Genomic DNA, 18,769 nt, shown 5'->3' with positions numbered 1-18,769 from the left:
TTTGCTTTGTCGTGCGCTTGTCAGTAGGCTGAAACAACACAGATCCGAAAAATGGGGGCGGCCGTGACCACCGCCTCTGATTTTCGAGCCAAGCGTCGATCTACGGGGAACGCAGTTCCAGTGGAAGTGAAAAATGACGAGCCGAGTCCTTTTCGTAGATCCCGGCTCGGTTCCGTCGCGCACCTGTGCCAGGCCGCGCGACGCAAATCGATTGACTGGGTGGCGTCATGGATGTTGCGGCAAGGCATCTCATTTACTATTCCCATCGTCCGAATGCGGATCTGCAGCGCTGTTTCGACCAGCATGGATGGCAGGCCGACGTTGTCGATTCGCCGCGCGAGATGCGGCGTTCCGCCGCGCGAGGCGTGATTGCCGGCGGGTTGCTCGATTTTTCGTGCGGAGTCGGGGCCGCCGAATTGCGCGAGCTCGAAGCGAGTCTGAAGACGCCGAACGTCGGCTGGATCGCGATGACGCGACGAGGGCAGATGGAAGAAGAGGCGGTGCGCCGGCTCGTGCGCGATTACTGCTTCGATTACGTGACGGTGCCTTACGAGCGCGAGCGCATCGTCGAGTCGGTCGGCCACGCGTATGGGATGGTCACGCTGTCGGAAGGGCTCGCGCCCGCCGCCGCGACCGTGCGCAACGAAGGCGAGATGGTCGGCACCTGCGATGCGATGCTCGCGCTCTTCAAGATGATCCGCAAGGTCGCCGCGACCGACGCGCCTGTGTTCATCTCCGGCGAATCGGGGACCGGCAAGGAGCTGACGGCGGTCGCGATTCACGAGCGCTCGGCGCGCGCGAACGCGCCTTTCGTCGCGATCAACTGCGGCGCGATTCCGCCAACGCTCCTGCAAGCCGAGCTGTTCGGCTACGAGCGCGGCGCGTTCACCGGCGCGAACCAGCGCAAGATCGGCCGCATCGAAGCCGCGAACGGCGGCACGCTGTTCCTCGACGAGATCGGCGATCTGCCGTTCGAGAGCCAGGCGAGCCTGTTGCGCTTCCTGCAGGAGCACAAGGTCGAGCGCGTCGGCGGACATGCGTCGATTTCGGTCGACGTGCGGATCATCTCCGCGACGCATGTCGACATGCAGGTCGCGCTGCGCAACGGGCGCTTCCGCGAAGACTTGTATCACCGGCTGTGCGTGCTGAAGCTCGAGGAGCCGCCGTTGCGCGAGCGCGGCAAGGACATCGAGATCCTCGCGAAGCACATGCTCGAGCGCTTCAAGGGCGATGCGCACCGGCGGCTGCGCGGCTTCACGCCCGACGCGATCGCGGCGCTTCACAACTACGCGTGGCCGGGCAACGTGCGCGAGTTGATCAACCGGGTCCGGCGCGCGATCGTGATGTCGGAAGGGCGCATGATCAGCGCGGCCGATCTCGAGCTGTCGAACTACGCGGAGGTCGCGCCGATGTCGCTCGAGGAGGCGCGCGAGAGCGCCGAGCGGCATGCGATCGAAGTCGCGCTGCTGCGGCATCGCGGCCGGCTCGCGGACGCCGCGCGCGAGCTCGGCGTGTCGCGCGTGACGCTCTATCGGCTGCTTTGCGCGTACGGGATGCGCGACGACGGCAGCGCGCGCGGGAAGCGCGACGAGGACCTGCGTCGGGCCTGCTAGCGCGGGCCTTGCTAAAATGGCGGGCACGGCCGCTTCCCGTGGCCGGAGGAACCCGCATGAAACAGTATCTCGACCTCGTTCGCACCATTCTCGACGCCGGCGCCTGGCAAAACAACCGTACGGGCATACGCACGATCAGCATGCCCGGCGCGATGCTGCGCTTCGATCTGCAGCAGGGCTTTCCCGCCGTGACGACGAAGAAGCTCGCGTTCAAGTCGGCGATCGGCGAGCTCGTCGGTTTCCTGCGCGCAAAGCGCAGCGCGGCCGACTTCCGCGCGCTCGGCTGCAAGGTCTGGGACGCGAATGCGAATGAGAACGCGCAGTGGCTCGCGAATCCGTATCGCCGCGGCGACGACGATCTCGGCGATGTGTACGGCGTTCAGTGGCGACGCTGGCCGGGCTACAAGGTGCTCGACGCGCACGCCGACGCGCAGATCGCCGATGCGACGTCGCGCGGCTTTCGCGTCGTCGCTCGATTCGGAGAGGACGGCGCGCGCAAGGTGCTGCTCCACAAGGCGATCGATCAATTGCGCGACTGCCTCGACACGATCGAGCGCGATCCGTCGAGCCGCCGCATTTTGTTTCACGGCTGGAACCCCGCGGTGCTCGACGAGATCGCGCTGCCCGCGTGTCATCTGCTGTACCAGTTCCTGCCGAACGTCGAGCGACGCGAGATCTCGCTGTGCCTGTACATCCGCAGCAACGACGTCGGGCTCGGCACGCCGTTCAACCTCGCGGAAGGCGCGGCGCTCCTGGCGCTCGTCGGCCGGCTGACCGGCTACGCGCCGCGCTGGTTCACGTACTTCATCGGTGATGCGCACATCTACGAGAATCAGCTCGACATGCTGAAGCAGCAGCTCGAGCGCGAGCCGTTCGAGAGCCCGCGGCTCGAAATCGCCGAGCGTGTGCCCGATTACGCGAAGACGGGCGAGTACGAGCCGGAGTGGCTCGAGCGCGTCGAGCCGTCGGATTTCTCGCTCGTCGGCTATCGTCATCACGAGCCGCTGACTGCGCCGATGGCCGTCTGAGCGATCGAGCGGCGGGGGTGACGCGTGGTTCGTTCGTCATCCGACCCACAAAAAACCCACGAATTTCGTGGGTTTTTTTGTCGATGCAGGCCGGCCCGTTCATGCGTGCCGGCGCTCATCGCGGTGTGCATCGAAGCCATGCTGCTGATCCGGACGCACCTGACGCGGAGGCTCCTGACGCGGCGCGGGCGGCGGATTGTGCGGCACGGCTTGCGGCGGCGGCGCGGGGCGCGGCTCCATCCTCGGCGTTCCCATGCGCGGAGCCGGCATCCGCGGCGCCTCCATCCGCGGCGCTTCCATTTGCGGACGCGGCGCAGCGGCGGGCGCGCGATAGTCGTTGCGCGGCGCGGTCGGCGCGACTTCCTGGCGCGGCATTTCGCGCGGTGCGGCGCGCGGCGCTTCGGCAGCGCGCATTTCGTTGCGCGGCGCAGGCGAGCCCGGCTGCGGCTGTGCGCGCTCGGCGGGCTGCGGCGCGGCGTGCGTCGGCGTTGGCGTCGAACGGATCGGCGGCACTGCGTTCTGCGTCGGCGACCGGTAATTGAGCGGCGGATTCGGCGTGCCGCTCTCACGCGACTGGCCGCCGTTCGCGCGTTGCTGCCCGATCGGCGGATGCGGTTGTGTCCACGACGGCTGCGGGCGCTGCGCTTCGCCCGGCGCGCGTGCTTCATTGCGCGCGCCCGGGTTGTTGCCGGCCGCGGGCGGCCGCGGCACGCCGTTGTTGATCGACGGCGCGGCATTCGGCCGCATCGCGTTTTGCGGCCCGGCGGTCGCGCCCGGAACGGCAGGCGCGTGCGGCGCGTTAAGCTGCGCGCCGCCCGGCTGCGGGATACCGGGACGTGCGATGTTCGGCTGCGCGGTATTCGGTTGGGCTGCATTCGGCTGCGGCATGTTCGGCGGCTGCGGTCGCTCGCCCGCGCGCGCGGCTGGATTGCCGACGCCGCCCTGCGGTCCGCGTCCCGGCTGCGCGACGGGCACGTGCGTGTCGACGAGCTGCACGTTGCGCATCGCCCAGCGGTTCGGCGCGCCCGTGTTTTCGGGCGAACGCATGGGCCGCATCGCATAGTTCGGCGGCACTGCGGTCTTCACGACGGGCGCGCCCGCGCCCGGCACCCGCGCGCCGCTTTGCGCGAGATGCGCGGCGAGCTGGTCGCGATACGCGGCCGGCACGACGGGGTTGCGCGTCGCGACGATCGAGCGCTGCTCGGCGGCCGCGGGCGGCCGGTACGCGGCGCTGCGCAGCGCGCCGTTGAAGCTCTGCCGCACCGGCGCGACACCGGGCGCGCCCGAGCCGATATGCGCGTTGCGCCATTGCTGCGGATCGACCTTGTGCGCGAAGCGCGACACCGGCTGCCCACGGACGAACGCGGTCGCGGGCACGGCCGTCACCGCGTTCGGCGCACGGAAGTTCACGTACGTGTTGTGGATGTTCGTCACGTTCACCGTCTTGTTGACGTTGATGTTGTTGACGTTGTTCACGATCACCGTCTGGTTCACGTGCTGGTAGTAGCGTGGGCTCCAGCCGCCCCAGCTCGGCCGCCACGGGTCGTGCGGGCCGAGCGGGAACCATGCGACGCCCGCCGCCGCGATTCCGCCGACCGCGAGGCCCACGCTCCAGTCGAAGCCGCCGCCGCCTCCGCCGACGAACGCGACGAGCGCAGGCGCGTAGCACGGCGGCGCACTGACGACGAGCGGGCCCGGCACCCATGCCCACGAGTCGTCGACGTACGCCCAGCGGCCGTAGTGGTACGGTGCGAAGCCCCACGGCTCGTCGTCGACCCAGGTCCAGCCCCACGGCGCCTGCCAGATCCAGTGGCCGGTGTGGTACGGCGCCCAGCCGGCGGGCACTGCGCTCGGCACCCACACTTCGCCGTAATCGGGGTCGTCGCGCCACGTCCCGTTTGCGTCGAGATCCTGGTAGCCCGGGATTTCGCGCGACACGTAGCGGGCCGTCACCGAGCGTTCCTCGGCGGCGTCGCGGCTCGCGGCCCAGTCGTCGAGACCGTCGGGCGGCGGCACGGCGCCCGTGTCCGCGACCTGCAGCCCGGTGCCCGTGAAGACGACCCGCTGTCCGGCCGATACCGGCATCTGCGTGCCGTCGCCGTAGACGGTTGCGCTGCCGCGCCGCACGCTGACGGTCGTGCTCGATCCGTCGGATGCGACGTCGACGCGGTAGTCGCCGGGGGCGCCGACGGCGAGCGCGAGGTTCGGCGTGTCGATCTCGTACGACGCGCCGGGCGGCAGCTCGCGCACGTGCGTCGACAGCGTGCCGAGCGGCACCTTGAGCTGCGTGTTCGTGTCGTCGAGATTGAGGATCGACAGGCTCGTCGACTGCCCGAGGCGCACCGCGGTCGAGCCGATGTGCAGCTCGGAGCGCGCGCCCGAGTCGTTCCACAACTGGTCGCCCGTCGTAAGCGGGCGGTTGACCGCCGCGTACGACCAGTCGCTCGCGCCCGCGGGCTCGGTCGTCACGGCGCCCGACAAGTAGTTGAGGCGCGCGACGCGGCTCGGCGGATCGCCGCCCGTTTGCCGGGCGATGCCGGCGGGCGGCGCGTCGACGGTCTGAGCGATGGCCGGCGGCAGCGCGGCGAGCGCGGCGACGGCGATGAGCGTGTGACGGGCGATGCGCGAAAGCGCAAGCGGATTACGAGCGGCAAGCATGGTCATCATTGTCTCTGTTATGTCCGGCGTGGCACGCGCCGTATGAGTTCACTCTATCCGCTCGGCATGTTTCAGGGACGGTCGTTTTGTAATGTGATTTGACGTGCGTGTAACAAGACTTGTCGATGCACGGGAATTCGTCAGAACGATGAAAGCGCGCGTCATTCGCCGGTAAGCAGCGCGTCGAATTCGCGCTGGCCGGCGGGCGTCACGCGCAGTACGCGCGGCTTGCCCGCGTGCTCGATCCAGCCGTGCCGGCAGAAGCTGTCGAGGAGCGCCGCGCCGAGCGCGCCGCCCAGGTGCGGACGGCGCTCGCTCCAGTCCGGGCACGTGCATGCGAAGCGGCGGCGCTTCGCGCGCTGGCCGCCGACGTCGATGCCCCATTGCGCGAATTGCGCGGCGCCCGCGGCGGTCGCGTCGAGCGCGCCGTCCGCCGTCGCAAGCCAGCCGCGCGACATCAGCCGCTCGAACACCTGCACTGCGAGCTCGCCCGCCATGTGGTCGTAGCAGGTGCGCGCGTAGCGCATGTCGGGCGGCACCGTGCGTGCCGGCTGCGGGGTCGGGCGCTGTGGCGCGGCCGCCTGCGCGACGTTTGCGAGCGCCTCGATCGCCGCGGCGATGTCGGGCGACGCGATCCGGTAGTAGCGATGGCGGCCGCGCACGTCGAGCGCGAGCAGGCCGCCGTCCGCGAGTCGCGCGAGATGCGCGCTCGCCGCCGACGGCGACAGCCCGGCGATCATCGTCAGCTCGCCCGCGGGGCGCGCGCTGCCGTCCATCAGCGCCCAGAGCATCGCGGCGCGTCCGGGGTCGGCGAGCAGCGCAGCGAGGCGGCTCAGGCCGGGAAAGTGGTGGTGGCGATCGGAAACGGACATCGTCGGACCTCGGAGGGGAGACGGCTTCGAGTGTAGGCGCGGATCGCATTTGATGTTTCAGTTCGGGGCGAAATATCGAATGCGCTTCGCCGTGTGCGTGGCTGCGTCGCGCGCTTTAGCCCTGACTTTCGTTTCGTCTTTCGCGCCCGCGACGGCGGCACGCGTAAAATGCGACGTCCGATGATTCGCCGGCGCGCCGTCGCGGCACACCGGCCGCTCGATGATGCTTCTTTCGATGAAAACGCTTGTTGCAACCCTCATTGCCGCCATCCTCTGTGCGGGCTGCGTGTCCGGCGGCGCTGGCACATCCGGCGCCGGCACCGGCCGCATCGAGATGTACGGCACGATCGATCAGGGCGTGACGATCCGCAACTGACGGCGCGATGCCGAAAGCGGTGCGCGGGCACGCGCCGCTCCCGCGCCGCGCGTCGCCCGCCCGCCCGCCCGCCCGCCCGCCCGCACGCACGCACGCACGCACGCACGCCCGCCCGCCCGCACGCACGCACGCACGCACGCACGGCGGGCGCGGCGCTATGTCGCAGTGCAACGTATAATCGTCTCCTTTCCCGCCACACCGCAGAACTGGAGCCAGCCGAGATGCCCGCCACGCCCCCCGCGCCGCTTGATCGCACCGAAACCGTTTTCCGCTTCCTCGCCGAGCCGACGTCCGTGAACTTCGGCGGCAAGGTGCACGGCGGCGCGCTGATGAAATGGATCGACGAGACCGCGTACGCGTGCGCGGCGATCTGGTCGAGCCGCTATTGCGTGACGGTGAGCGTCGGCAACATCCGCTTCCAGCGGCCGATCCTCGTCGGCAATCTCGTCGAGCTGAAGGCGCGCGTCGTCGCGACGGGCCGCACGAGCATGCACATCCACGTGTCGGTGCACGCGGGCGACCCGAAGGGCGGCGTGCTGCGCCAGACGACCGATTGCCTCGTCGTGTTCGTCGCGGTCGACGAGAACGGCAACCCGGTGCCGGTGCCGCCGTTCGTGCCCGTCACCGACGAGCAGAAGCGGCTCGCGCAATATGCGATGGAAGTGCGGACCGCGCTCGACAAGATCGTCGAGCTCAAGCCCGAGGAAGTCGCGAAAGGGGAAGTGTGAACGCGTATCGGCGTTCGTCGCGCGTCCGAACGGGCGCGTGAACGCGGGACGCTACGCGCATCGATGCAAAGACGCCGCGATCGCTCGCGGCGTTTTTCATGGTGCGCCCAGTATGGGCGCACTCTCCTGCGGGAGAAAGTCCCGCCCATAAGCTGGTCACGGCGAATGAAGCGAAGCGCAACTGCATGAGGGCGACCGAGTGTGGGAGGGAAGCGTGGACGGGCCGCCAGTTTCTGGGCGACGCGCTATGGCGTGGCGCAGGCGGCCGGATCAAATGCGCGGTGTCGTGGAAGGCGCAGGAGACCTTCAAGCAACGCATCCGGGAGATGACACGCCGCTCGGGCGGGCGAAGCCTGCCGGCGGTGGCGGAGCGACTGAAAGCGTATATGCCGGGCTGGAAAGCGTACTTCCAGCTCGCGCAGACGCCGAAGGTGTTCCCTGAACTCGACGAGTGGATCAGGCACCGGCTGCGAGCAGTGCAGCTCAAGCATTGGAGACGAGGTGCGACGATGTACCGGGGGATGTTGGCGCTGGGCGCTTCGAAAGAGGATGCTCGCCGGGTGGCCGCGAACGGTCGGCGATGGTGGCGCAACAGCCGCCTGCTGATGAACCGTGGCGAGGCTACTTTGGGTTCTGCGAGACGCCGGGCGCTCTTCAGAAACTGGATGCGTGGATTCGGCGATGTTTCCGCTGCTTCCTCTGGAAGCAGCGGAAACAGACGCCTACCCGATTCCAGGAACTGACTGTACGCGGCGTCAATCGCAACCTTGCCGCCCAGACCGTGGGTTCATCCCACGGTGTCTGGCGGCTGAGCTGTAGCTCAGCGCTGAGCATCGCCCCGCCGAACCGGTATCTCGCCTTTCTGGGTCTGCCGTCGTTGCAAACCAAACCGATTAACTGATCCGAACCGCCGTGTCCGGACCCGTACGTCCATGTATGTCGAAGGGGGCGGGCCGCGAGGCCTGCCCCTATCCAAATTTTGCGCGAACGCATCGTCGCGCGCCGCGTCACGGCTCGACCGACAGCCGCTCGTCGAGCGCGTAGCGCTGCATCGCGCGCTCGAAGCCTTCGAGGAACGCGTGCTCGGCCGCGTTCATCTTTCGCTCGCGATGCCACAGCAAGAAGATGTCGATGTCGACGAGGCCTTCTTCCGGCGGGAGCCGCCAGAGCCGCTGGCGCACGAGATCGTCGCGGACGATGTGCTCGGGCAGGCAGCCGATCCCGTAGCCCGCGAAGATGAGACGCCGCACTTCGTCGAGGCTCGGCGACGCCGCGACGATGCGTCCCGTGAACCCCTTCTGGTCGCGGAACACTGTGAGCGGCGACAGGCTGTCGCCGATCTGGTCGCTCGTAAACGACACGAAGTTCTCCGCGAGCAGATCGTTCGTCGTCAGTTGCGTTTGGCCGTAGAGGCGATGGTGGCGGCCGCAGAAGATCGCGTAGCGCTGCCGCAGGAACGGCGTGCGTGCGAGTTTGTCGACCGGGTTGCGGCAGAGGCTCAGGCCCGCCGTCGCGGTTTTCTGCAGCAGCGACGAGATGATGTCGGACGAGCGCATCACTTCGATCTGCAGATCGACGCGCGGATATTGCCGGTGGAAGTCGGCAAGGAAGGAGTCGTAGACGCCCGATTCGATGCGGCTCACCGACAGCAGCCGGATCGAGCCCGTCAGGTCGGCCGCGGCGTCGTCGAGCTCGGTGTCGAGCTGCGAGATCGTGCCGTAGATCTCGCTCGCGATCCGGTATACCTCGGCGCCCGCGTGGGTCGGCTCGAAGTGCGGGCCGCGGCGCTGGATCAGCGTGTGGCCGAGTGTGTCCTCGAGCCGCTTGAGCGCCTGGCTCATGGCCGGCTGCGTGACGTGCAGCCGCGCGGCGGCGCGGCTCACGCTGCGCTCCTGCATGATGACGAGGAACGTGCGCAGCAGGTTCCAGTCGAGGCGGTCGTTCAGGAAACGGACGGCGGCGGGGCGCATGGCGGCGAGTCTCCGGCGACTGACATTAGTAAAAATAATGCCGTAGATAATAAGCCGAAATTTGACTAATAGTTAATGGATGGCGATAAACGTGCTGCGCGCAGCCGCTTGCGCGTGGCGCGGGCGCAAAGCGACGGGCCCGCAGCATGTCGAGCGCGCACCCGCCGAATCGCCGGGCGCCGCGCGTGAGCAGAGAGGAGATTCCGCGATGACTGCCCCCCAACCGTCCGTGCGCCAGCCGGTGCGCGCCGCTGGCGCCGCGTTCGTCGGCACGATGATCGAGTGGTACGACTTCTACATCTATGCGACTGCCGCCGCGCTCGTGTTCGGCGAGCTATATTTTCCGTCCGGCGACCCGTTCGTCAGCACGATGGCGTCGTTCGGCACGTTCGCGGTCGGCTTTTTCGCGCGGCCGCTCGGCGGCATCGTGTTCGGCCATCTCGGCGACCGGATCGGCCGCAAGAAGGCGCTGATGACGACGCTCGCGATGATGGGCGTCGCGACCGTCTGCATCGGCCTCTTGCCGAGCTACGAGCGCGTCGGCACGCTCGCGCCCGTGCTGCTCGTGCTGCTGCGGATCGTGCAGGGCGTCGCGGTCGGCGGCGAGTGGGGCGGCGCGGTGCTGATGGCGGGCGAGCACGCGCCGCCCGGGCGGCGCACGTTCTTCGCGTCGTTCGCGCAGCTCGGCAGCCCGGCGGGGCTCATCCTGTCGCTCGTCGCGTTTCGCGCGGTCACGTCGCTCGACAAGGCCGATTTCCTCGCGTGGGGCTGGCGTCTGCCGTTTCTCGCGAGCGCGGTGCTTTTGATCGTCGGGATCGTGATCCGGCTCGGCGTCAACGAATCGCCCGAGTTCGAGGCGGTCAAGCGGACGCGCGCGACCGCGAAGCTGCCGATCGCCGACGTGTTCCGCTCGGCGTCGGGCCTCGTGCTGCTGTGCATCGGCGCGAACACGATCGGCATCGCCGGCGTGTACTTCACGAACACGTTCATGATCGCGTACACGACGCAGCAGCTCGGCATTTCGCGCTCGACGATCCTCGATTGCCTGTTCGCGGTCGCGATCATCCAGTTCGTCGCGCAGCCCATCGCCGCGTGGCTCGCCGAGAAGCTCGGCGGCGCGCGCTTCCTGAAGCTCGCGGCCGTCGCGGCGATGGCGTCGCCGTATCCGATGTTCATGCTCGTGACGAGCGGGCGGCCCGGCGCGATCGTCGTCGGCATCGCGCTCGCGGTCGTCTGCATGGCGGGCTTCTATTCAGTGATCGCGGGCTTCGTGTCCGGCGTGTTCCCGGCGCGCATCCGCTATTCGGCGATCTCGCTGTCCTACCAGGTGTGCGGCGCGCTCGCGGGCGGGCTCACGCCGCTCGTCGGCACGTGGCTCGCGCATCGCCACGCGGGCGCGTGGCTGCCGCTCGCGCTGTTCTATACGTGTCTTGCGGGGCTGTCGCTCGTGAGCATCGTCGCGCTGGATGCGCGCCGCTCGGCCCGCGGTGCTTCGGGTAACGAAGTATTGGAGGCGCGCTGACATGACGTCCGCATTCGATCGGCGATCGCCCGCCGTGAACGGCGAGCGACTGTGGCGTTCGCTCGCCGAGATGGCCCGGATCGGCGGGACCGCGAACGGCGGCGTGCGGCGGCTCGCCGCGACCGACGACGACAGGCGCGGCCGCGATCTGTTCGCGCGTTGGTGTCGCGACGCAGGGCTCGCGGTCGGCGTCGACGAGATCGGCAATCTGTTCGCACGCCGCGCGGGCGCGAACGCCGGGGCGCCGCCCGTCCTGATCGGCAGCCATCTCGACACGCAGCCGGAAGGCGGGCGCTTCGACGGCGCCTACGGCGTGCTCGCCGCGCTCGAGGTCGTGCGCAGCTTGAACGATGCGGCGATCGTCACGCGCAAGCCGATCGAGATCGTGTCGTGGACCAACGAGGAGGGCGCGCGCTTTGCGCCTGCGATGCTCGGTTCGGCGGTGGCCGCGGGCGTGATGCCGCTAGCCGATGCACTCGCCGTGCGCGACGCCGCGCAGGCGACGCTTGCCGACGCGCTCGATCGGATCGGTTATCGCGGCGCGCGGCAGGCGGCGCGGCCGGCGATCGATGCGTACTTCGAAGCGCATATCGAGCAGGGGCCGGTGCTCGAGGCGAACGGCGCCGAGATCGGCGTCGTGACGGGCGGGCAGGCAATCCGCTGGCTCGACGTGACGATCGCGGGCCAGCCCGCGCATGCGGGAACGACGCCGATCGCGCATCGTCGCGACGCGCTGTTCGGCTTCGCGCAGATCGCGGACGGAATCGAACGGATGCTCGCGGACTTCGCGCCACACGGGCTCGCGACGATCGGCTGCGTCGGGATTCCGAATGCGTCGCGCAACACGATCGCGGGCGCGGTCGTGTTCACGCTCGACTTGCGCCATCCGGACGACGCGACACTCGACGAGATGGCGCGCGCGGCGGCCGATGTCTGCGCGCGCATCGCTGCGCAGCGCGGCTTGCGCATCGACGCGTCGACGCACTGGACAAGCCCCGCGACGCCGTTCGATGCGGCTTGCGTCGCGAGCGTCGAGGCCGCGGCCGAGCGCTTCGGCTATCGGCACGAACGGATCGCGAGCGGCGCCGGGCACGACGCGATCCATCTCGCGAAGCACTGCCCGAGCGCGATGGTGTTCATTCCGTGCGTCGGCGGGTTGTCGCACAACGAAGCCGAGGATGTGCTGCCCGACGACGCGACGCGCGGCGCGAACGTGCTGCTCGGCGCGGTGCTCGATCGCGCGGGCGTGGCGGATCGATGAGCGCTGGATCGTCGAGCGACGAAGCGCGAGACGTCGAACGGGCGCACATCGAAACGATCGTCGGCTGTCGATGGACATCGATTCGATCGATGCCGATTCGACGATTGCCGAATCGAAGCGCATTCGGACATTGAACGCCGAACGCCGAACGAGCACTACCGCCCCTGCAATCCGATAACCGATAACGGGCGCCGCACTGCCCGCCCGACCAAACCGAGGAACGCAAGATGCTCACTTACTTCCACCCCGACCAATCGCTGCATCATCCGCGCACGTACTATTCGCGCGGCCGGATGCGCACGCCGCAGGAGGTGCCCGATCGCGCGGTGCGGCTCGCCGCGGCGGCCCTTGCGATGGGCTTCGCGGTGCGCGAGCCGGTCGACTTCGGCATCGCGCCGATCGCGGCCGTGCACGACGTGGGCTACCTGCGCTTTCTCGAAACCGCGCATCGCGAATGGAAGAAGATGCCCGAGGATTGGGGCGACGAAGTGATGTCGAACATCTTCGTGCGCGAGCCGAACGCGCTGCGCGGCGTGCTCGCGCAGGCGGGCCGCTATCTCGCGGACGGTAGCTGCCCGGTCGGCGCCGACACGTGGCGCGCCGCGTACTGGTCCGCGCAGAGCGCGCTCGCGGCGGCGGCGGCGGTGCGGGACGGCGCGCGCGAAGCGTACGCGCTGTGCCGGCCGCCCGGCCACCATGCGCGCGTCGACGCGGCGGGCGGCTTCTGCTACCTGAACAACGCGGCGATCGCCGCGCAGGCGTTGCGCGCACGCCATGCGCGCGTCGCGATCCTCGACACCGACATGCACCACGGCCAGGGCATCCAGGAGATCTTCTACGCGCGGCGCGACGTGCTCTACGTGTCGATCCACGGCGATCCGACGAACTACTATCCGGCCGTCGCGGGCTTCGACGACGAGCGCGGCGCGGGCGACGGCTACGGCTACAACGTGAATCTGCCGATGCCGCACGGATCGAGCGAAGCGGTGTTCTTCGAGCGCGTCGACGACGCGCTGCGCGAGTTGCGGCGCTTCGCGCCGGATGCGCTCGTGCTGTCGCTCGGCTTCGACATCTATCGCGACGATCCGCAGTCGCAGGTCGCGGTGACGACGGAGGGTTTCGGCAAGTTAGGAAACCTGATCGGCGGGATGCGGCTGCCGACCGTCATCGTGCAGGAGGGCGGCTATCACATCGAGAGTCTCGAAGCGAATGCGCAGGCGTTCTTCGGCGGATTCGGCGCGGCGCGCGGCTGACGCGGCGGTGTGGATACGCGCGGCAAGCGGTACGCGCGGGGCAGCGCGAAAAGTAACGAAGCAATGGAATGAGCTGCGAGGGAACGGCGAGCGGAGAGCGGAGAGCGGGGCGAGATGCAACAACGAAATGCAACAACGAAACGATACAACCTAGCGCAGACGGCGCTCACCCATGCGCGGCTAGGATCAACCAGCCGCCGCATGCCGCCGCGACCGCGCCGTATATCGCATAGACGGGCACCTTGAATCGCGCGAGGCACAGCCACGCGATCACGCCTGTTGCCCAGTACACCGGCTCGACGGGCGTCTTCGCGACGAGGCGCACGGCTGCGATCGCGAGGAACGCGGTGGTCGCCGCGCGCAGCACGCGCATGCCGCCCGCGAAGCGCGGATGGAGCTTCAGACGCTCGACGTGCCGCCGCGCGAATATGACGAGGCAGCCGGACGGCACGAACAGCGCAACGGTCGACAGCAGCGCGCCGCGCCAGCCGTCCTCGAGATAGCCGAGAAACGGCACGACGTTCAGGAGCGGCCCGGGCGATACGGGCGACAGCGTGAACGCGAGCATGAAGTCCTGCTCGGTGATGCCCGTCGCGCGCGTGACGAATAGCGACTTCAGCACGGGCAGCGCGGAGAAGCCACCGCCGAAAAGCGTCATGCCGGCGCCCGCGAGGCGCGGCCAGAGCAGTGGCGATTCGTATTCGATCGGCAGAGGCAGCGCGAACAGCGTGATCGGGATCGCCAACGATACGAGCAGCCGCCATTCCCGCGCGGGCAGCGTGAGCCGCAGCGCTTCGTTGCGCCGTCGCCCGCTCGAAAGCCAGCCGGCCGCGAACGCGGCGAAGAGGATCGCGACGAACGCAGCCGGGCTGTGCGCGAGCGCGAGCAGCACCGTCGCGAGCGCGGCGACCGCGCGTTCCAGCGGCGCGTGCACGAGCGCGCGAACTTGCCTGAACCATGTGAGCCCGATCAGCGCGGCGAGCACCATCCCGAAATGATGCAGCAGCACGGGCGACGCGAGCGAGCGTACGAGCGGCGTCTGATAAAAGATCGCGAAGAGCGTCATCGCGCCGAAGAACGGCAGCACGCTCGCCGTGCCGGCGATCCATGCGCCGGTGCGGCCGCGCAGCGCGTGGCCGACCTGAACCGCGACGTTGCAGCCGACGGGGCCGGGCATCATCCACGCGAGCGCGATGAGATCGGCGAACGACAGCGGATCGATGCGCCGCTCGTGGTCGACGTAATGCCGCTCGAGTTGCGCCATCATCGCAAGACCGCCCCACGACACGGCGGATATGCCTGCCACGGTCTTGAACAACGCCCACAGCGATTCTCGTTCGCCGCAAAACGCGGCATCCACGCTTGTGATTGTCATGATGGTGTCCAGGTGCGGTCTTGGACGCACCGCGGCCACATGTGCGTCGCACGTTTCATTGTGCACCCGCCGACGCATTTCTTGTATGAGCAAAAACGAGTACGCACCGCGTGACTGCCGCCGGAGGCCGCGGCGCGGACGGGGGTGCGCTGTTTAGTCGCTGTCGAACGATTGTTTAGTCGTACTGGCGGTGTCGCGGCGGGCCGCGTGCGCGCCGTCGCCGCCGCAGACGCCGAAGCGCGCGAGAAGGGCCGGAATGCCGTCGGCGGGCACGGGCCGCGAGAACAGGAAGCCTTGCGCCTCGATCCGGCCGAGCGCGGTGAGCCACGCGATCTGCTCTTCTGTCTCCGTTCCTTCGACGACGACCGTGAGCCCGAGCGAACGCGCGAGGTGCACGATCGACGACACCATCACGCAGACGCTGCGGTCGGCCGGGATCGCCTGGATGAACGAGCGGTCGACCTTCAGCGTGTCGACCGAGAAGCGGTGCAGGTACGACAGCGATGAATAGCCGGTGCCGAAATCGTCGAGCGCGACGCGGATGCCGAGCTTCTTCAGCGAGACGATCTTTTCCGACACGAGCTCAGGGTATTCCATCATCGCGGTCTCGGTGATCTCGAGCTCGAGGCGGCGCGCCTCGATCCCGGTCTCGACGAGCGCGCGCGAGATCGTGTCGATCAGGTCGCCGCGCCAGAACTGCACGGGCGAAATGTTGACGGCGAGCGTGAGCTTGTCGTGGCCTTCGCTGCGCCAGCGCGCGAGCTGCTCGCACGCGGTGCGGATCACGAAGTCGCCGATCGGAACGATGAGTCCCGTCGATTCGGCAATCGAAATGAATTCGTTCGCGGAGATCACGCCGTGCTCCGGATGATCCCAGCGCACGAGCGCCTCGAAGCCGGTGATGCAGCGGTACGTGAGGTCGATCTTCGGCTGGTAGGCGAGGAAGAGTTGCCCGTCCGACAGCGCGACGCGCAATTGCTGCTCCCAGCGCATCAGATGATCCGCGCGATGCGACAGGTGCGGCGCGTAGAACTGATAGCAGTTCTTGCCGGCGTCCTTCGCGCTGTACATCGCGAGGTCGGCCTTCTTCAGGAGGTCGATCTCGCTTTCGTTCTCGACCGAATGCAGTGCGATGCCGATGCTCGCGTGGAGCACGAACGAGCTGCCGCGCACGTCGAACGGCTCGGCGAACATCCGGACGATCGCCTCCGCGAGGCGCTCGGCGTGCCGCTCGACATCGTCGCCCTTCACCACGACGACGAACTCGTCGCCGCCGATCCGCGCCAGCGCGCCTTCGTTTATCACCGCGTCGGACAGGCGCGCGGCCGTCATCTGCAGCACGATGTCGCCCGCGTTGTGGCCGAGCGTGTCGTTGACGGTCTTGAAGTTGTCGAGATCAATGAAGAGGATCGCGAGCCGCGACAGGTTCGACGGCAGCGCGACGTCGTTGCGCAGGCTGCGCAGCGTCGCGTAGCGGTTCGCGAGGCCCGTCAGCAGGTCGTATTCGGCGAGCTGCGTCATCTCGCGCTCGCGGCCGAGCAGCTTGCCGATCAGGCCCGTCGCGACGCCGAAGAACGCGAGCATCGCGAGCGTGATGAAGCTCGTCATCAGCAGGTAGACGTTGCGCGTGTGGTGGTAGTCGGCGAGCTCGTCCGCCTGCGACAGGCCGATCATCACGCCGAGCGGATAGCCGTCGAGATGGCGGTACGACACGATGCGCACGATGCCGTCGATCGGATCGACGTAGGTGCCCGATGCGCGCTCCGATACCGGATACACGCCCGATGCCGAGAACGCGCCGGGCGTTTTCTGCGCGGAGCCGGTGCTGCGCGCGAGCACGGCGCCCGTGTCCGAGATCACGGCGATCACGCCGTCCTTGCCGAGCGTCGCGTTGTTGTAGAAGTCGTTCGTGAAGTAGGTCGGATCCTCGGACACGACGACGACCCCGGCGAACGAGCCGTCCGGATGGTTCAGGCGTCGCGTCATCTGCAGCGTCCAGTGGCGGGACACGCGGCCGAGCACCGGCTTGCTGATGTAGAGCTCGTCGCCGTTGTGCTGCAAGTGCACTTTGAAGTGCTCGCGGTCGGACAGGTCGATCGGCTTCGGATGCGGGTCGGCCGTGTTCGCGAAGAGGCGGCCGCGCGAGTCGAGGAGCGACACCTGGATCAGCGTGTCGCTCGGCACGACGCCTTTTTCGACGGTGCTCGCGAGGTTGAAATGCGCGGGCGACTTCTCGAACTCGTACTTGACGAAGCGGGTGATCTGGTCGACCTGGTGGATCGCCTTGACCGTGTGCTGCTCGAGCGCCGTCGACAGGATCGCGGCCGACGCGACGGCCTCGCGGTACGCGCTGTCCTTCTCGACGGACAGGCGCGCGATGATCGCCACCCAAAGCAGCGCGAGCGCGAGCGTGCCGAGGAGCGGAATCGCGAACAGCGCGCGGCGGCGGCGCGACCTGCGTGTCGCGCGTACCGACCGCGCGGCGCGGGCGGCATGTGACCGAGACGAACTCATCGGACGAAAAGTGTCCTTGCGCGCATGGGCGATCCAACAGGATAACCGAGTAAACGGGCCGATAAAGAAGACAATAGACGAGGCCCGATATTACTGAATGGTCAGTCTTTAATTTAGCGTGATCAGGATATCGCTAACCGGGCAAGGAGGGGACCGGTCCCGCGCGCGGCCCGCGCGGCCGGGCGAAAACGCGGCTCAGCGCAGCCGGATGCTGCCGTCGACGAGCGTGACGGCGCCGCCGCCGATCCAGATCTTGCCGGCGGCGTCGTCGTAATCGACCGCGACGCGGCCGTCGCGGCCGAGCGCCGTGCCCTGGCGCGCGGTGTAGCTGCGCCCCGGGCGGCGCCCGGCTTGCGCGAGGAGGCCCGCGATTGCCGCGTTCGCGCTGCCGGTCACGGGGTCTTCGCCCACGCCGAACGCGTCGCCCGTCATCAGGCAGCGTACTTCGAACGTCGCCGGGCCGCCCGCCGGGTGCGGCGCGTAGGCGGCGAGGCCGTCCGCGCCGAGCGCGACGACGATCGGCGCGAGCGCCGCATGGTCCGGCGCGAGCGCGAGGCAGTCGGCGGCCGACGCGAGCCGCACGACGAGCCACGGCGCGCCGTTGTCGACCGCTTGCGGCGGCATGTCGAAATCGATCGCGCCGGTGCGTAGCGCGGCCGCGAGCGCCGGCCAGTCGCGCTCGGGCAGCGGCGTCACGCGCGCGGGCGGCGCGGCGAATGCCCAGCCGCCGCCGTGCTTGGCGAGCTCGACGAGCCCCGCGCCGCATTGCTGGACGAGCCGCCCGGGCGTCTTCGGCTGCGCGCCCGCGTCGAGAAACGCGTGCGCGGCGCCGAGCGTCGGGTGGCCCGCGAACGGCAGTTCGCCGCCCGGCGTGAAGATTCGCACGCGGTAGTCCGCGGCGGGATCGGTCGGCGCGACGAGAAACGCGGTCTCGGACAGGTTGGTCCAGCGCGCGATCATGCGCATGTCGGCGTCGCAGAGCGCATCCGCATCGAATACGACGGCGAGCGGATTGCCCTTGAACGGCACCGACGTGAACACGTCGACCTGCTTGAAGCGTACCGTTTCCACGGCGCCCGGAGCGGCCGGCATCGCGTTACGCGACTTCGGCGATCAGTTCGATCTCGACGCACGCGCCGAGCGGGATCTGCGCGACGCCGAACGCCGAGCGCGCGTGCTTGCCCGCATCGCCGAACACGGCGGCGATCAGTTCCGACGCGCCGTTCGTCACGATGTGCTGCTCGGTGAACTCGAGCGTCGAGTTGACGAGGCTCATCACCTTGACGATGCGCTCGATCTTGTTCAGGTCGCCCGTGTGCGCATGCAGCGTCGCGAGCAGGTCGATCGCAACCGCGCGCGCCGCCGCCTTGCCTTCTTCGGTCGTGACGTCGTGGCCGAGCTTGCCGGCCCACACCTTGCCGTCCTTCTTCGCGATGTGGCCCGACAGATAGACGGTGTTGCCGCTTTGCGCGCTCATCACGTAGGCGGCGGCGGGCGCACCCGCGACCGGCAGGTCGATGCCGAGATCCTTCAGTTTGTCGTAGACGTTTGCCATCTGATTCTCTCCTCGTGAGTCAATCGTGAATGGGTGAACGAGCG

General features: G+C 68.6%; 16 protein-coding genes. 9 read left to right on the top strand and 7 right to left on the bottom strand.

Annotated elements, in window-relative coordinates; genetic code table 11:
* Window positions 1-227 precede the first annotated feature (227 nt).
* Entirely contained in the window at window positions 228-1,613 is a 1,386-nt protein-coding gene (locus WS70_RS13510) for a sigma-54 dependent transcriptional regulator (protein ID WP_059469427.1), read from the top strand.
* A 56-nt stretch (window positions 1,614-1,669) separates the two neighbouring features.
* Entirely contained in the window at window positions 1,670-2,641 is a 972-nt protein-coding gene (locus WS70_RS13505; RefSeq protein ID WP_059596686.1) for a thymidylate synthase, read from the top strand.
* A gap of 99 nt (window positions 2,642-2,740) precedes the next feature.
* On the opposite strand, the gene WS70_RS13500 is transcribed toward WS70_RS13505, so the two are convergent.
* Both WS70_RS13500 and WS70_RS13495 read right to left on the bottom strand, forming a co-directional pair.
* Window positions 2,741-5,299: a DUF6600 domain-containing protein gene (locus tag WS70_RS13500; protein ID WP_059596703.1), complete on the bottom strand. Its 2,559-nt coding sequence runs from the start codon at window positions 5,297-5,299 to the stop codon at window positions 2,741-2,743.
* 161 nt (window positions 5,300-5,460) lie between these two features.
* A complete protein-coding gene (locus tag WS70_RS13495; protein ID WP_059469429.1) occupies window positions 5,461-6,171 on the bottom strand; it encodes an ArsR/SmtB family transcription factor in 711 nt (236 codons plus the stop codon).
* Window positions 6,172-6,391: 220 nt separating this feature from the next.
* On the opposite strand from WS70_RS13495, the gene WS70_RS32395 reads away from it, so the two are divergent.
* From WS70_RS32395 to WS70_RS33595, 4 genes are all read left to right on the top strand, one after another.
* Window positions 6,392-6,547, top strand: coding sequence for a hypothetical protein (locus tag WS70_RS32395; protein WP_082715911.1), 156 nt, complete (start codon window positions 6,392-6,394; stop codon window positions 6,545-6,547).
* A gap of 221 nt (window positions 6,548-6,768) precedes the next feature.
* Window positions 6,769-7,275, top strand: coding sequence for an acyl-CoA thioesterase (locus WS70_RS13490; protein WP_059469430.1), 507 nt, complete (start codon window positions 6,769-6,771; stop codon window positions 7,273-7,275).
* Between the two features lie 185 nt (window positions 7,276-7,460).
* A complete protein-coding gene (locus tag WS70_RS13485) occupies window positions 7,461-8,018 on the top strand; it encodes a group II intron maturase-specific domain-containing protein (RefSeq protein ID WP_472297999.1) in 558 nt (185 codons plus the stop codon).
* Entirely contained in the window at window positions 7,937-8,176 is a 240-nt protein-coding gene (locus tag WS70_RS33595; protein WP_472297998.1) for a hypothetical protein, read from the top strand. The genes WS70_RS13485 and WS70_RS33595 overlap by 82 nt, the downstream gene beginning before the upstream one ends.
* Window positions 8,177-8,282: 106 nt before the next feature.
* Here WS70_RS33595 and WS70_RS13475 read toward each other — a convergent pair whose 3' ends face one another.
* Window positions 8,283-9,245, bottom strand: a complete 963-nt coding sequence (locus WS70_RS13475) for a LysR family transcriptional regulator (RefSeq protein WP_059469431.1) — start codon at window positions 9,243-9,245, stop codon at window positions 8,283-8,285.
* 208 nt (window positions 9,246-9,453) lie between these two features.
* Between WS70_RS13475 and WS70_RS13465 the strand changes: the two genes are divergently transcribed.
* From WS70_RS13465 to WS70_RS13455, 3 genes are all read left to right on the top strand, one after another.
* A complete protein-coding gene (locus tag WS70_RS13465) occupies window positions 9,454-10,767 on the top strand; it encodes an MFS transporter (protein ID WP_059596702.1) in 1,314 nt (437 codons plus the stop codon).
* Between the two features lies 1 nt (window position 10,768).
* Complete coding sequence (locus WS70_RS13460; protein ID WP_059596685.1) at window positions 10,769-12,028, top strand: Zn-dependent hydrolase; 1,260 nt, start codon at window positions 10,769-10,771, stop codon at window positions 12,026-12,028.
* Window positions 12,029-12,255: 227 nt separating this feature from the next.
* Window positions 12,256-13,281 carry a histone deacetylase family protein gene (locus WS70_RS13455; RefSeq protein ID WP_059596684.1) on the top strand — a complete coding sequence of 342 codons (1,026 nt, stop codon included), beginning with the start codon at window positions 12,256-12,258 and terminating at the stop codon, window positions 13,279-13,281.
* Between the two features lie 166 nt (window positions 13,282-13,447).
* Here WS70_RS13455 and WS70_RS13450 read toward each other — a convergent pair whose 3' ends face one another.
* The 4 genes from WS70_RS13450 to WS70_RS13435 all read right to left on the bottom strand — a co-directional run bounded on the left by WS70_RS13450 (window position 13,448) and on the right by WS70_RS13435 (window position 18,725).
* On the bottom strand, window positions 13,448-14,641 hold the full coding sequence (locus WS70_RS13450) for a chromate transporter (protein WP_162498980.1): 1,194 nt from the start codon (window positions 14,639-14,641) through the stop codon (window positions 13,448-13,450).
* 168 nt (window positions 14,642-14,809) lie between these two features.
* On the bottom strand, window positions 14,810-17,170 hold the full coding sequence (locus WS70_RS13445; protein ID WP_059469435.1) for a bifunctional diguanylate cyclase/phosphodiesterase: 2,361 nt from the start codon (window positions 17,168-17,170) through the stop codon (window positions 14,810-14,812).
* Between the two features lie 195 nt (window positions 17,171-17,365).
* Entirely contained in the window at window positions 17,366-18,262 is an 897-nt protein-coding gene (locus tag WS70_RS13440) for a PhzF family phenazine biosynthesis protein (protein ID WP_059596682.1), read from the bottom strand.
* A 4-nt stretch (window positions 18,263-18,266) separates the two neighbouring features.
* Window positions 18,267-18,725 (bottom strand): RidA family protein, encoded by a 459-nt coding sequence (locus WS70_RS13435; protein WP_059469437.1) that lies wholly within the window; start codon window positions 18,723-18,725, stop codon window positions 18,267-18,269.
* Window positions 18,726-18,769: the final 44 nt, after the last annotated feature.

It is taken from the genome of Burkholderia mayonis (assembly GCF_001523745.2).
Taxonomy (GTDB): Bacteria; Pseudomonadota; Gammaproteobacteria; order Burkholderiales; family Burkholderiaceae; genus Burkholderia; species Burkholderia mayonis.
Note: the sequence above shows the minus strand (reverse complement) of the source record. Positions and strands in the feature narration are given on the sequence as shown.